The organism is Dyella acidisoli (genome assembly GCF_030160295.1).
Classification (GTDB): domain Bacteria; phylum Pseudomonadota; class Gammaproteobacteria; order Xanthomonadales; family Rhodanobacteraceae; genus Dyella_B; species Dyella_B acidisoli.
The window spans coordinates 1-14,277 of sequence record NZ_BSOB01000020.1 but is presented as its reverse complement, the minus strand read 5'-3'; the positions used below and the strand labels follow the sequence as shown (position 1 = coordinate 14,277).

Below are 14,277 nucleotides of genomic sequence, written 5' to 3'. Positions count from 1 at the left end.
ATTCGGCAGCTCCTTCCAGCCCGGATGGCGAAACAGGTAGACGCAAGAGACTTAAAATCTCTCGACCTCACGGTCATGCCGGTTCGATTCCGGCTCCGGGCACCAGTGTCGGCGAACGTTTGACAATTAATCAGTCTCTTCGCTTCTTACTACAATCCCCTGCAAAGAATTTATAACCCGCCTGGGCATTGGGCAGTATCACTTGCGTGTCGTGTGGTGTGCACACGCCTAAGGAAGCCATAAGTAAGCCGGCGCAAGCTTGGAGCCCCCTCTCCAGCGAGCTTGCTCCTATGTATCGGCCTCTCGTTACCGCTGTACTCGCATCTTTGGCATCCCTGGCCGCCACCTCCTCCATGGCGGCCGATGCTGCTCAACCGTCCATTGCCGTGATTCACCACCTCAAGCTGGGCGGCACCGGCGGCTGGGACTATCTCAGCTTCGATGCGCAGCGCCGCCACTTGTTTGTAAGCCGTGGCGATCGCGTGTTGGTGGTCGACGTGGATCACGACAAGCAGATCGGCGTCATCCCCAATACCGATGGTGTGCATGGCATCGCCATCGCGGAGGATTTGCACCACGGCTTCACCAGCAACGGCAAGGCTAATTCGGTCACCGTGTTTGATCTGGATACGCTCAAGACCGTCGCAACCATCAAGGGCACTGGACAGAAGCCGGACGCCATTCTGTACGACAGCGCGTCGCATCACGTCTTCACTTTCAATGGCAAGAGCGGCGACGCCAGCGTGATCGATCCTGCCAAGAACACTGTGATCGCCACCATCGCCCTGCCCGGCAAGCCGGAGTTTGCGGCGGCAGACGGCAGCGGCCATGTCTACGTGAATATTGAAGACAAATCCGAATTGCTGGACATCGACAGCAACACCAACAAGGTGCTGAACACTTGGTCGTTGGCGCCATGCGAATCGCCAAGCGGTTTGGCGATGGATGTGGCACATGGACGTCTATTCTCGGTATGCGATAACCAGGTGATGACGGTACTCGATGCGCATGATGGTCATCGCGTAGCGACAGTGCCGATCGGTGACGGTCCGGATGCAGTGAGCTTCGATGCCGGCGAAGGCATGATCTACAGTTCCAACGGCGAAAGCGGCACGCTGACGGTGGTGCATGAGGATGATCCGGACCATTACAACGTCGTCGCCAATGTAACCACGCAGCAAAGCGCACGCACGCAGGCGCTGGATCCGCAGAAGCATCGTGTTTATCTATCGTCTGCACAGCTCAGCGATAAGAAGGATGCACGTGGGCATCGCCAGGCTGTGCCGGACAGCTTTACGGTTTTGACGGTAGGTAAGCCGTAATCGCTCACCGCATAGCGTTGAAAATAGCGTACTTGCTAAGCCCCTCTCCCTCCGGGAGAGGGGTTGGGGTGAGGGTACGACCAGCGCGCGACCTGCACGTCTCGCGCAAGATATCGACATCATGCTCCGCCCGAACCCTCACCCGCCTCTCGGCACCCTCTCCCATAGGGAGAGGGACTCACTCAGGATGTTTTGTGGCACGCCTTAGCGCTAGCTATTGGGGTGCAAACCCCAACCAACACGCATCTCTCACGATCGTGGAATCGCCACCCGTACACGCAGACCACGCCCCGAAGGCGCATCAAGCAATTCAATCGTGGCGTTATGCAACTGCGCCGCACGCTGCACGATGGAAAGCCCAAGCCCGTAACCATCACCACCGCTGGATTCACGGTGAAAGCGCGCAAACACGCTGGCGCGCCGCTCAGGTGGAATACCAGGACCGTTGTCGATCACTTCGATGACGGTTGCGTCTTGCGAACGGCGCAACGACAACTGCACCTGACCTCCAGTCGGCACATGATGCATGGCATTCTCGATCAGGTTGCGCAATAACGCAGCCAACGCGGCTTCGTAGCCTTGAACCTTCAAACTGTCGTCGTGCTCGGCAAATGCGAAATCCACGCCGCTTTCACCGAGCAGCGGCGCCAGCTCGTCGATCACGTTCATCGCTACGGCGATGAGATCCACCTCACCGCGCTGACCGGCTGCCGCGCCTGCTTCCAATCGCGCAAGCGCAAGCAATTGCTCGATACGTCTGGCCAATCGTGCGAGACCGGATTGCGCACTGGTCAATGCGATTTTCGCATCAGCGGGCAGGCTCGCTGTCATGGCACTGTCCAGATGAATCATGGTGGATGCCAACGGCGTACGCAGTTCGTGCGCAACGTCGGCACTGAAGCGCCGCTCACGTTCAAGCGCATCTTCAAGGCGCTCCAATTGCGCGTTCAACGCATCCATCACGGGCTGCAATTCCTGCGGGGCATTTTCCAGTTGAATCGGTTGTCGATTGCCGGGCGAACGTGCTGCAAGGGCTTGCCGTAAACGCTCCAGCGGACGCAAGCCGCGCCGCACTGCCCACCCCACCAGCACGGCCAGCAGCGGCAAACCAACCAATTGCGGCAAACCTAAATCCAGCCACAATGCGTGCGTAATGTCGCGCCGACTGTCGTCACGTTCACCCACACGGATCACTACGTTATTGACGTCGTCGACCAGGGTGAAAACACGCCAGCCGTAACCTTCAAAGAAAAAGCTTTCGAAGCCAGAAACAGGCGTCGGCTGCAATGGCAGTTGCGCCAGGTTCGCAGTGCTCAGACGCATGTGGTTGTGCATGTCGAACACCTGATAGCCCACTTCGGCTTCGTAGGTGCGCGTGTGCAAGAGCTGCTCTTCAGCCTTGCGCCCGATAATGGGCACCACCAGCGAACCCAGTTCCGGCTTGCGCAAGGCATCGAGCCCCGCATTCTGGATCAGCACATCCAATGTGCGCGCGGACTGGGCTAAACGCCCATCCAGCAGCTCCCGGGTTTCTTTCAGGGCGCGGTGATAGCTGTACAAGCCGAGCGGCAGCAGCACGGCAATCAACACGGCAATGATCATCCAGCGCAGCCGGCCGCGCAGACTCAGGCGCATCACGTAGGATCCCGCGGAATCATGTAGCCCACACCACGAATGGTGCGGATGGCATCGAAGCTGAGTTTGCGGCGCAAGGCATGAATCTGCACTTCCAGCGCACTGCTGCCCACCGCGTTATCCAGACCATATAGCGAATTCTCCAGATGCTCGCGCCGCACGATGCGGCCGGCGCGTTCCATCAGAATACGTAGCAACGAAAATTCGCGGCGCGTGAGTTCGACACGCTGGCCACGGTATTCGGCTTCGCACGTACCGATATCCAGGCTGATCACACCCACATCAATGCGATTGGCAGCAAGCCCCTGCGCGCGACGCGTCAGCGAGCGGATGCGCGCGCTCAATTCCTCGACGTGGAACGGTTTGACCAGATAATCGTCCGCACCGGCATCCAGGCCGCGCACGCGCGCCTCCAATCCGTCGCGCGCTGTCATCACGATCACCGGTGTGTTGACCTGTGAACGACGTGCTTCGGCCAGCACTTCCAGACCGTCCTTGTTAGGCAGCCCCAGGTCCAGCAGCACGAGGTCAGCGGTTTGATCGCGCATGGCCGCCAGCGCCTCGCGTCCGTCACGCAGCCAGGTGACCGCATAGGAAAGCCGCTCCAGCGCCTGCCGAATCGCCTCGCCCAGTTGCAGGTCGTCTTCGACCAGGATGATGTGCATACCGCGTTTACCTTCTTCCTTCGTTCCCTAAGGTTTCGTTCCCTAAGGTATTGTCCCAGGATGCCATTTTGCGCAGATTAGCTTAGGGTGGTCTTACCGCCACCCTCCGCCGGGAGACGTGCATGAAAGCCCTGCGATTCAGCCGCTACGGTGCGCTCGATGTCCTGGAATACACCGACGTTGCGCCACCGGAAATCGACGCGGGCAGCGCATTGGTGCGAGTGCTTGGCGCGTCGGTCAATCCAAGCGACATCAAGAATGTAGCCGGCCACTTCTCGCAAACCACGCTGCCGCGCATTCCGGGCCGGGATTTCAGCGGCGTGGTGGAACAAGGACCGCCCGACTGGCGTGGTGTGGAAGTATGGGGTACCGGCGGCGATATCGGTTTCATTCGCGATGGCACGCATGCGGAATATATCCGTGTGCCCACCGCCGCACTCGTGCGCAAACCCGCCGGGCTGGATCACGCGCAGGCATCGGCGATCGGAGTCAATTTCGTCGTGGCATGGCTGGGCGTCATGGATTACGCGCAATTACGCGAAGGCGAAACGATCGCAGTCATCGGCGCAGGCGGCGGTGTCGGCGGCGCAGTGACGCAAATCGCCAAAGCGCTGGGCTGTCGCATCATCGGCGTCGACCGGCATCCGGTGGATGCAAGCTCACCTGCGGGAAAACGTATTCATGCCTTCGTGCCGTTCGACGAACATGCCGTCGCCGCTGTGCGCAGCCTGGACGGCCTGACCGATGGCGTGGACGTGGTGTTCGACTGCGTAGGCGGTGTCGCCTTCGAAACGGCGCTCGGCCTGGCCAAGCGTCGTGGGCGCGTAGTGGAAATCAGCGCCACCGGCCAACGTCGGGTGGAATTCGACCTGATCGACTTCTACCACAACGAAACCCAATTGCTGGGCGCCGACAGCGCCAAGCTGAGCGTGGTGGCATCGGCTCGACTGATGCAGGCGGTGGCAAGGGGATTCGATCACGGCAAGTTCGATGCGCCGGTGATCGCACACCGCTATACGCTGTCACAGGGGCGAGAGGCCTATCAGGCCGTGGCCCAAGGCACACCCGGACGAGTCGTCATTGTGCCCTGAGGGGCAGATAGTTACCCAAACGCTTGACCGGGTCCCATTGCGAAGCATCAGGTAATCGCCGCCCCGGCGTCAGCGCATCCTCGGGTATATGCGCAAATGTAAAGAAACCCGTATTCGACGTCTTACTCGTCGCCGTCCTTGGGCTTGGGCTTACGTCCGCGGCGCGGCTTGTTCTGCCCCTGCACGATCAGGCTCTGCAGGTAAGCAATGCCCTCTTCCTCCGGGAAAAAGGCCACTACGTCCGCCACGGTCAGATTGTGACGTGCACGCAACGCCAGAAACTCCTCTTTGGCCTTCTCCATGGCCGACAGGGCGGCCTGTTTGGCCGTCGGCTTTCTGGTTTTGACAGCGACGACACGCTGTTCGATTTCCTTATCGAGGGCCGCAAGTTCTTCCTGGAAGCGGCGGAAGGCGTCTTTCGGGAGAGTCATAGGAACCGGGTGTGCTGCGGGACCCATGATTATCTCATACCCACGAAGGCCATCCAGCAGCTTTCTGGCGCGAAATTCACCTTATTTGACGATAAGCAGCCTGTCCGAGCAGGCCATGTAGGTCCGTTGCATCCAGGCATTGAGTCCTATTGAGGCCACCGATAAACGCTCGTTTGGAGAACACCAAAGCGGATGCAGTTCCGGCTCCTTATTACAGCCTTCACATTTCCCAATAGGCCTCTCCGTATGATGATCACCAAAGCTACTGTGACCGCGAAACGTCTACAGGAAGATCAAGGCGGGAAGCACCTATGGCACGGTCTTAGCTTTGCTTATCTTGCATCGTCGGATGTCATACCGCTCATGGATGGCAGGGCGTGGCTATCGAAAGCTCAGGGGTGCACCGATGCAAAAATCAATCACTGAAAACACATGGCTACGGCAGATTGCCGTATTCGTTGCATACGGAACGATCTACACGCTATTGCGACCGTATTCGGTTGGCATCTGGCATATTGTCAGCGGCTTGCGACTAAGCTGCCTGCTTTTATTGCCATATCGCTACTGGCCCGCCCTTGCGCTAGCCGAACTCGGCCCATCTATCTATTACGCTTCGCCAGAGCAAGCGCCATTCGGCCTCGCATGGCAGATCGGCAATTCGATCCCATCCATCTTATTCGCCATGCCAATCGTGGCGTGGTGCAAACGCAAGCTTGGTCTGTTCCCTTCCAAGCACTTGATACGGGCCAAAGCGCTGCTCATATGCATCGCGCTTTCAGATGCTATTTGGACAGCAATCACGACGATCCTGCTGATCGCTGTGGTGCAGCCAGCGGGAACCCCAAATCACTACCAATTCCAGAGCGTACAGATCGTGCAGATTTTTCTGGGAAGGTACGCAGGCATTCTCACCGTTTTACCCATCGCTTTGGCGCTTAGGCTCGAAAGACCGCAGCCCTGGCGCGATCGCTTCTTCAACTGGATCAGCAACCCGCTGTTCCAAGAATCCATTGTCTTGCTTCTACCATCGCTGGCCGTACTTTATTGGCTCAATCTGCATGCTCCAGCAGAGATCAAGCCAGTTATACGCATGACCATGTTGCTCCCGGCAGCATGGCTCACCATGAAACATGGCTGGCGAGCTGCTGCCGTCGGCACCATGGCGGCGATCATTTGCATTTTCCTGAACATGGAATCGCGCATCGGCGATCTGGACGTGATCGGAGCGCAAGCCTTCATTGCTTTCTCAGTTACGTGTCTGTTTGTGCTTGGTATTCGCGTCAGCATGCAAAATGCCATGGAAGAACAGGAGCGCGCCGATGCAAAGGCAGCCGTCAAGCTTGCGCAACAAGGCATGTACTTGTGCGAGCTGCGCATGCGTCAGGCTTCGCAGACGCTAGAAAAGGCTGCCGGTTCTCTGCAGTTGACGCAGACGCGGCTGCTCAATCGCTTCAAGCATATGATTCCGCCCGTGGAAGGCCAGAGTTACTACAAAGAGATGGCGACCACGCAGAGTCAAGTCCATCAGCTAGTGGAGTCCATGCATCCGACAGCCTGGCGGGAACGTGGCCTACCAGCCGCCTTGCGGGAAACCATCGGACGCGCGCTGGACGAAGCAGGGATCGCCTACCGCTTCGAGCTGAAAGGCCGTGGACTAAGCCAGCTTTCGCCGAGTGTACACGCGGCCATCTATCGTCTGGCCTGCGAAGCAGTGGTGTATGCGGTTACTAAGCATGCCTGGTCAACCATTACGATCTCGCTGCGGGGTGGACTCTCGCACGGTCAAAGGTGGTCAACGCTGCGCGTCGAAGGCAAGGTCGATCACACGGAAACCGCACAGCCCGCGCAGGGCAAACAACTAAGCCAGCAGCTGGCGGCCAAATTGGGTGCCAACAGCCTGGGTGTGGTTGCACTGCGCGACTACGCTCGCCTCTATGACGGCGAATTGCACACGTTGACCAAATCAGACGCGTTCCGCATCACCGCGTTGATGCATGACATCGGTCAGCGTACGCAGGAGCCGCTGGCAGCGTCCCCTGCGTCGCTTGAGCTTTACATACGTTGACTTACGGCTTAGGCGAACCGCCGGTAGTCACCGAAGAGCAATTAGCCGGATTCGTGCAGATATCCGGTGTTGCTGCCGGCGTAACAACATCCAGCTGCACCGCACCCGTACTGGTCGGTGTAGCTGTGATACGCGTGCTGCTGTCACGATAGACCGTCTCGGTATTGGTCGACGTATCCGGCACTTGCGCCTGCCGCGTGGTGACATAAGGTGCATCCACACCGACTGGCAACACCAGTACCACATGATCGGCCATTGCTACGGCTGCGCGCACGGTGCCATTCAGATCGTTGACCTGGATGTAGCGAATGCCATCGCGAACGAATACGTACACGTGGTAATGCGGACTCACACTGACATCCGTAGCATTCGGCCACGATTGACCCAGGCCGGTAGCAGGCGCCTGGTAAGCAAAAACCGACGTGGACAAGAGCGCCGCGAACAGTGTCGAAACGGCGCCTGCGCGTAAAGCAAAACTGGTTGGTTTACGGAACATAGAAACCCCCTCTCTATCCAGACCATGGCACCAATTGCCGGGCGAAATGTATCCACCGGGTTGTAAGTAAAACGTGCAAATACCTTTTATCCGCATCTCCATGCGGTTATGAACGTACAAAGGCTGGGTAATGAAAATGGAGAACAGGGTCTCTTTTTGATCGTAGATAAAATACTTGTCCTATTGGGCCTAAATCGAGAGAAAATGCATGGCGCCCTGAATTTTCTTGCTGGAAAACCTATTAAACAGACCCAACTGCCCTACTCGGCTAAGTCGATTTGCAAAATCCGTTCATCTTGTTTAATTTGATAGCCGGCATCGTCCATAAATATCCACTATAAGGACCACACATGGCCATCGACCTGAAAACCCTTTCACCGAAAGAACTCCAATCTCTGATTGCCAACGCAGAAGCACATATGCAGGAAGCCAAAACCACCCAAGTTCAGGAAATCCGCAAGAAAATCGACACGCTGCTTAACAACGCCGGCCTGACATTGGCCGACGTGTACCCCACTCGCGGCGGCAAGGCCAGCAAGGCCGGCAAGCGTTCGGTAGTCGCCCCCAAATACCGCAATCCCGAAGATTCTTCGCAGACCTGGTCCGGCCGCGGCAAGCGTCCGCTGTGGATGGTGGCTGCACTGAAGCGTCGCGGGGTTACGCTGGATAGTCTGCTGATCGGCGGAGCTGCTGCCGGCAAGGGCAAGGCAACAGCGAAAAGGGCTGCCAAGAAGGCAACTCGTCGCAGGATCAAGCGTCGCTGATAGCGGCGAACTTTAAGCCCTCGCTCCTTCGGGGAGAGAGTTTGGGTGAGGGGTCAATCTTGCCCAATGCGTAGGAAACACAAAGGCGCGGTTTTCCGCGCCTTTTTATTTCAGCTCTTACACATCTTCCCGAAGAAGTAAGTACCTACTGAGATGCTCAATTCCTCCGTGCCGTCATTCCCGCGAAAGCGGGAATCCATTTTGCTCTTGCTGACGAAAAGCGAAGATGGATTCCCGCCTTCGCGGGAATGACGGCACGGCAAATTTAAAGCTTCACGAGTTACTCATGCTCCGGAGCAATGTAGGTCGTGATTTACATCACAGCGCACACATCCCTACAAAAACAACCCCAATCAGAACGAGTACTTCACTGTCACCAACGTCGTCATCCCCGAATCAACCACATCGGAAAGCGCAAGACTGCTCCTCCCAATGTGCGACCAATACGAGTAATTCTTGGTCAAGTTCGAAATGGACAGATCCACCTGTATGCCGTCGTGGAACGCATAACCGGCATGCAGATCGACACGCGTGATCGGTCGCACCCACAAATCGTCCCACGGCGCGCCCTGACCGAGATAATCGTAAGTGGCGATGTAAGAACCCGCGTAGCGATAGCTCAGGTTCACCGAGAATCCATCCTTTTCGTAGAACAACTCGCCGTTGGCCATCAGATCCGGTGCATTCTGGATGCGCTCGTTGTGGAAGCCTGCCATGCCCAAATCCACCGACGTACGCTGACCGGTGACATTAAAGCCCACGCCGAAACCATCGAGCGGTGCGGGCATATCCTGGAATTTCTGGCGCACGGCTGCTTCGATGCCATACACCTTGCCGTCACCGCCGTTGGTCGGCTTGATGTACTGGATCGATCCCGCATCAACCGTTGCAGCGTTGACCGGATTGCTGCCGGCTTCGTAGATGTAGCTGGACAGCTTCTTGTAGAAACCCGCCAACATCGCGTGACCACCGTGCGGGTTGCTCCACTCGCCGGAAAGATCGATGTTGAGCGACTCGATCGGCTTCAGATTCGGATTGCCTTCGGTAATAGTGGTCAAGCCATCCGCGGAAACACTGACCTGCGAGCCGCCGCCAAGCTGCACAAACGCCGGACGAGTGTAACTGGTCCAGATCGCGCCGCGATAAACCGCGTTCTCATTGGGACGATAGTTCACGAACACACTCGGCAGCGGCTCGTTGTAATGCGTATAGTTCTTGGCGAAATAACCGGGAATTTCATTACCCGACGCATCCTTCGGAATCACCCAGAACGTGTTGCGGATATCAGTGTGCTCAAAGCGCAGGCCCGGAATCACTTCCAAATCGCCCCACTTCAACGTGGCCATGGCATAGGCTGAAGCCACGGCTTCGTTCGCGCGCTGCGTGTTGCAGTTCCAATTGTTGATGTAGAGATTGCTGCAGGTATCCAGGTCCGCAGGCACCACATTTGCGGCGATCAAGCGCTTCAATGCCGCCTGATCGATGGTTGGCACGTCATAGCTGTACACGCCCGGAAAAACGGAAGCGTAATAGCCATCGATCAACCCCAGCGAACCGAAGCTGCGGCCATCGGTGAACTTGGACGTAGTCCAGTCACGATTGGTGAACTCGCGATGGCTGTCGACGTATTTCACGCCCATCTGTATGGACGTAAGCGCGCCATCGTTGAAATCGTAGCGGGCGTCGAACTTGGCGCCACCCTTCTCCTGGCCGCTGTACGATTCAGTCAATTCACCTGCACGGCGCGCATACAGGGTGGATACGCTGTTGAGCTGCGCCGTCATCGCCGGCGTCAGCATGGGATACGCAAAGTCATTCGCGCCGTAGCTCATCACCGTGCTGGCGCCATAGGGGAAATTCGCGGAGGAATATTCGTCGTTGCGGGCCGATATTTCCACGTGATCCGGGCGATCGTTGTGGCCCCAGCTGTAGAACAGATTCGGCGAGAAGGTCCAGCCACCCACACTCTTGTCCGCACCAAGCTGGAACGTGCCAAGATCTGCCTTCTCGGGATTCGTCTCGTACCAGAAACGCGTCGCAATGCGCCCAATCACTGGTTGATAGATGCCGGTGGTGCCGATCTGGCTGTAGCTTACGTTGGCTGGAATCAACTGCAGATAGGTGGTGTTCTGCGCTGTCTTGGCATACGCATACGTCATACGCGCATACGTGGTGAGCGTATCGTCCACCTTCCAATCGAACGACACGTTGCCACCATAGCGATGGGTATCACCCGAAGAGGTGCCCAAGTACATGCCCGTGCTTTCCAAATTCCGCTCCGGATCAAAGCCCGGTGCACTGGCACCCGTGGCCGTGGTGCGCGCAAATCGCCACGCACCGTCGCCCAACGCCGCCGTAGCGCCAGCAGCCTCGCTGTTTACGTAGTTGCGGCTGTCGTAATACGCGCTGGTGTAGATGCCGAACTGATGCGCCTCACCGAACTTGGTCTGGAACTCGCCGGCCAGTCCACCCCCCAGTCCGTTGTCGCCATAATCGCGCGCCCGACTCTCAACACGACCGCTGGCCGTGATGCTGCCGCTGGTCGGTGCGCTGAAATCAAACGCGGTCGGCGTGCGGAAGTCGATGGTGCCGCCAATCGCGTCGCCGTCCATATCCGCCGTGGAGGTCTTGTTGAGCACGATGGTCTGCAAGCCGGAAGGCGGCAGAAGGCTCAGCTGCACGCCGCGGCTATACGCCATGCCCTGAGCCACATTCACGCCATTGATCAGATTGACGTTGTATTCGGCATTCAGGCCGCGCACCGAGGTAAACATACCCTCGCCTCGCGAAGCGCCGTCGATGCCGCCGAAATAGGATTGTCCGGTGTTGAACACGTTCACGCCGGGCAATAGACCGAGCGCTTCAGCCACGTTGTGCACGGCGGTGTATTTCAAGTCGTCCGCAGACAGCACGTTGACCGTGTTGGTGGCATCCATCTGGATTTGGCTGGCGTCGTAGCGATTAGCCGCCACGGTGATTTTCGTCAACGAAGCGACACTGTTGAACTTCGCTTTCACCGTACCCTGCTCCGGTACGTCCACCGTGGCGGAAAACGTATGGGATGCAGCAGCCGTAAGCGTGTAATGGCCTGCCGTAAGGTTCGTCATTGCAAAATGACCGGAAGCATCCGTGGTCGCCGTCTGTCCGGTAGCCGCAATGGCAACCGTGACCCCGCTCATCGGCTTGCCTGATGACGGATCGACGAGTACACCGGTAACGTCACCAGCATGAACCGCTGGTGCAAGAACGAGACTGCTCATCGCAGCCAGAATCGAATAAGCCAACAAACGTTGCTTCGCCTTGTACATCTCAACACGCTCCAGTAGTGAACTCCGCCACTCATCACTCACAAGAGGACAAGCGAAAGTCGGCGAACCTAGAGCGCGCGCATGAAATTTCGATGGCAGTGATGTGAAGCATTGTGCATGAGAGGAACTTCGTCACTCATTTTCGTGCATTCATCACTATCATTTAGACGTCTAAATTATGATTGGTCCGTTTCATCGCTGTGTCATATCGCTGCAAGGGATATACACAGAAAATGCCCTATATAGATCGATTGAATTGAAAATTTCGCGAAGCACATGACCTCCTCACAACCGTCATTCCCGCGAAAGCGGGAATCCATCGTTGCCTTTTGCATGAGAGCAACATGGATTCCCGCTTTCGCGGGAATGACGGCCGTGAGGAAAGAATGAAGAACTTCATATAACCACCTTCCCTACTGAGCGTAGGGAAGAGAGCAAATCACGCGTGCTGAAGCTCAAAACCAACCAGGAAAAACAACGATGGACAAAAAGAAAAAGTTGCCCCTACGCCAACTTCCGCGCACGAAATGCGCGTCCATCAACACGCGCATTCTCAGCGCAGTGCTTGCTTTAGCATCCACGCACGCCGCCGCTCAATCAGACTCACTACGCCTAAACCAACTGCAATACATCGGCAGCCACAACAGCTACCACGCAGGACTCGCCCCTAGCGAAGCCACGCTGTGGAAACGCACTGATCCAGCCACCTTTGCCACGATCGACTACACCCACCCCGCACTAAGCCGCCAACTCGACGACGGCGTACGCCAGGTCGAACTGGACATCTTCAGCGATGCCAAAGGCGGCCTCTACGCTCATCCAGCCATCGTCGAGCAAGTGCGCAAGGCTGGATTACCGGCAGATCCACCCTTTGCTGATCCTGCGGTCATGCAGCGCCCTGGCTTCAAGGTCATGCACATCCAGGATCTGGACCAACGCAGCAATTGCCAGCCCTTTACCGCGTGCCTCGCCGAAATCCGCGCTTGGTCGAAAGCGCATCCCAAGCACCTGCCGCTATTCATCCTGGTTGAAACCAAGCGTTCCGACGTACAAGCGCCCTTCCCTACCGTGCACGCGGAACCGTTCGACGGCAAGACATTCGACGCGCTCGATGCGGAAATCCACTCCGTATTCGCACGCAACGAATACATCAGCCCAGACGATGTACGCGGCCGTTTTGCCACGCTCAACCAAGCCATTCGCAAACAAGGCTGGCCCACGCTGGAAAGCACGCGCGGCAAAGTGATCTTCCTGCTCGATCAACGCTGGGCGGGGCCGATCTATCTGCAGGGTCATCCGTCACTGCGCGGCCGCGTGCTATTCACCAATGCGGCGCCGAGCACTGATGATGCAGCGTTTACCGAACTCAACGATGGCGACGCTGCCAGCATCACCAAGCTGGTCAAGCAAGGTTATCTGGTGCGCACCCGCACCGATGCCGACCTCAAAGAGCCAGCTCATAACGACACCACACGCCGTGACGCCATGCTGGCCAGCGACGCGCAGATACTCAGCACCGACTATCCAGATGGCGAGCCCGCCGCTTCGGGCTATGTGGTGAGTTTCCCCGGCCATTTACGTGCGCGCTGCAATCCGCTGTTTGCGCGAACGCATTGCACCGATGCTGACCTTTCACCCTGAGCTTGCATGGTGATTCAATTCAAAACGTTTAGCCGGCTTCTGTTCGCAGCGCTTGCTGTATCCATTGCCGCAGCGGACGCTCACGCCGCGGACAGCTTGCAATTGGAGCGTGTCGTACTGCTCTACCGGCACGGCGTGCGCACACCTCTGCCCGGCGAAATCCAACTGAACGAAGTCGCCGGCAAGCCATGGCCGACATGGGCGCAACCGCCCAGCGAACTGACGCCACACGGTGCAGCCGGCGCCCGCCTGATGGGTCGCTACGACCGACAGCGCCTTGCAACAGCGGGCTTACTCTCCGCAAGCGGCTGTCCCGATCCCTCACAACTATGGTTCTGGGCCAATACCGATCAACGTACCATCGCCAGCGCCCAAGCCTTGGTCGAAGGATTTGCACCCGGTTGCCACATCGATATCGGGCACCTGCCGCAAGGCCGCAAAGACCCGCTCTTTCATCCTATCGAAGCCGGTGCGACCGCCTGGAATGCACAGGACTCGGTGGCCTCGATAGCCCGCGGCACTGGCGGTCCGGATGCACTGATCCGTCCACATACCGACGCCATCGCAACGTTTTCCAAAATCATGGGCTGCGGCTCGCATCAAGACCCTGATTGGTGTAACCCAACCCATTGGCACGGCAGCCTCACCGTCTCGCCCGATGCACAACACATGGTGCTGACCGGCCCCATCGCCACCACCTCCGGCACCGCCGAAGCCATCCTCATGGCTTACGCCGAAGGCCGCCCCATGCGCGACGTAATTACATGGACTCGCCCCCGCGCTAAATAAGGCCTCATGGGCCAGCGGTGGAGAGTAAAACTATCCACCGTTCTGTAACGAGCGAGGGCGAGTCCATGAA

General features: G+C 57.7%; 11 protein-coding genes and 1 tRNA gene. 7 read left to right on the top strand and 5 right to left on the bottom strand.

Translation table 11 applies throughout. The features are described 5' to 3' along the window. Positions 1–18 precede the first annotated feature (18 nt). A tRNA-Leu gene (locus QQJ86_RS12365) sits at positions 19–105 on the top strand. A gap of 185 nt (positions 106–290) precedes the next feature. Further along, on the top strand, positions 291–1,322 hold the full coding sequence (locus QQJ86_RS12360) for a YncE family protein (protein WP_284321256.1): 1,032 nt from the start codon (positions 291–293) through the stop codon (positions 1,320–1,322). Positions 1,323–1,571: 249 nt separating this feature from the next. Here the strand turns inward: QQJ86_RS12360 and QQJ86_RS12355 are convergent, their stop codons facing one another. Further along, positions 1,572–2,957, bottom strand: a complete 1,386-nt coding sequence (locus tag QQJ86_RS12355) for an ATP-binding protein (RefSeq protein WP_284321255.1) — start codon at positions 2,955–2,957, stop codon at positions 1,572–1,574. Then, entirely contained in the window at positions 2,957–3,622 is a 666-nt protein-coding gene (locus QQJ86_RS12350; RefSeq protein WP_284321254.1) for a response regulator, read from the bottom strand. Before QQJ86_RS12350 ends, QQJ86_RS12355 begins: the two co-directional genes overlap by 1 nt. A 122-nt stretch (positions 3,623–3,744) precedes the next feature. On the opposite strand from QQJ86_RS12350, the gene QQJ86_RS12345 reads away from it, so the two are divergent. Further along, positions 3,745–4,713, top strand: coding sequence for a quinone oxidoreductase family protein (locus QQJ86_RS12345; RefSeq protein WP_284321253.1), 969 nt, complete (start codon positions 3,745–3,747; stop codon positions 4,711–4,713). 122 nt (positions 4,714–4,835) lie between these two features. Here the strand turns inward: QQJ86_RS12345 and QQJ86_RS12340 are convergent, their stop codons facing one another. After that, positions 4,836–5,171, bottom strand: coding sequence for a 2-hydroxyacyl-CoA dehydratase (locus QQJ86_RS12340; RefSeq protein ID WP_345782819.1), 336 nt, complete (start codon positions 5,169–5,171; stop codon positions 4,836–4,838). Positions 5,172–5,550: 379 nt separating this feature from the next. Between QQJ86_RS12340 and QQJ86_RS12335 the strand changes: the two genes are divergently transcribed. Continuing rightward, on the top strand, positions 5,551–7,209 hold the full coding sequence (locus QQJ86_RS12335; RefSeq protein WP_284321252.1) for an MASE1 domain-containing protein: 1,659 nt from the start codon (positions 5,551–5,553) through the stop codon (positions 7,207–7,209). Position 7,210: 1 nt separating this feature from the next. Here the strand turns inward: QQJ86_RS12335 and QQJ86_RS12330 are convergent, their stop codons facing one another. Continuing rightward, positions 7,211–7,705 carry a hypothetical protein gene (locus QQJ86_RS12330; protein WP_284321251.1) on the bottom strand — a complete coding sequence of 165 codons (495 nt, stop codon included), beginning with the start codon at positions 7,703–7,705 and terminating at the stop codon, positions 7,211–7,213. 350 nt (positions 7,706–8,055) lie between these two features. Between QQJ86_RS12330 and QQJ86_RS12325 the strand changes: the two genes are divergently transcribed. Continuing rightward, positions 8,056–8,469 carry an H-NS histone family protein gene (locus QQJ86_RS12325; protein ID WP_284321250.1) on the top strand — a complete coding sequence of 138 codons (414 nt, stop codon included), beginning with the start codon at positions 8,056–8,058 and terminating at the stop codon, positions 8,467–8,469. Positions 8,470–8,822: 353 nt separating this feature from the next. On the opposite strand, the gene QQJ86_RS12320 is transcribed toward QQJ86_RS12325, so the two are convergent. Then, positions 8,823–11,777: a TonB-dependent receptor gene (locus QQJ86_RS12320; protein ID WP_423372791.1), complete on the bottom strand. Its 2,955-nt coding sequence runs from the start codon at positions 11,775–11,777 to the stop codon at positions 8,823–8,825. A gap of 480 nt (positions 11,778–12,257) precedes the next feature. On the opposite strand from QQJ86_RS12320, the gene QQJ86_RS12315 reads away from it, so the two are divergent. After that, on the top strand, positions 12,258–13,418 hold the full coding sequence (locus QQJ86_RS12315; protein ID WP_284321249.1) for a phosphatidylinositol-specific phospholipase C1-like protein: 1,161 nt from the start codon (positions 12,258–12,260) through the stop codon (positions 13,416–13,418). Between the two features lie 6 nt (positions 13,419–13,424). Then, positions 13,425–14,207: a histidine-type phosphatase gene (locus QQJ86_RS12310; RefSeq protein WP_284321248.1), complete on the top strand. Its 783-nt coding sequence runs from the start codon at positions 13,425–13,427 to the stop codon at positions 14,205–14,207. The last annotated feature ends 70 nt before the right edge of the window (positions 14,208–14,277 follow it).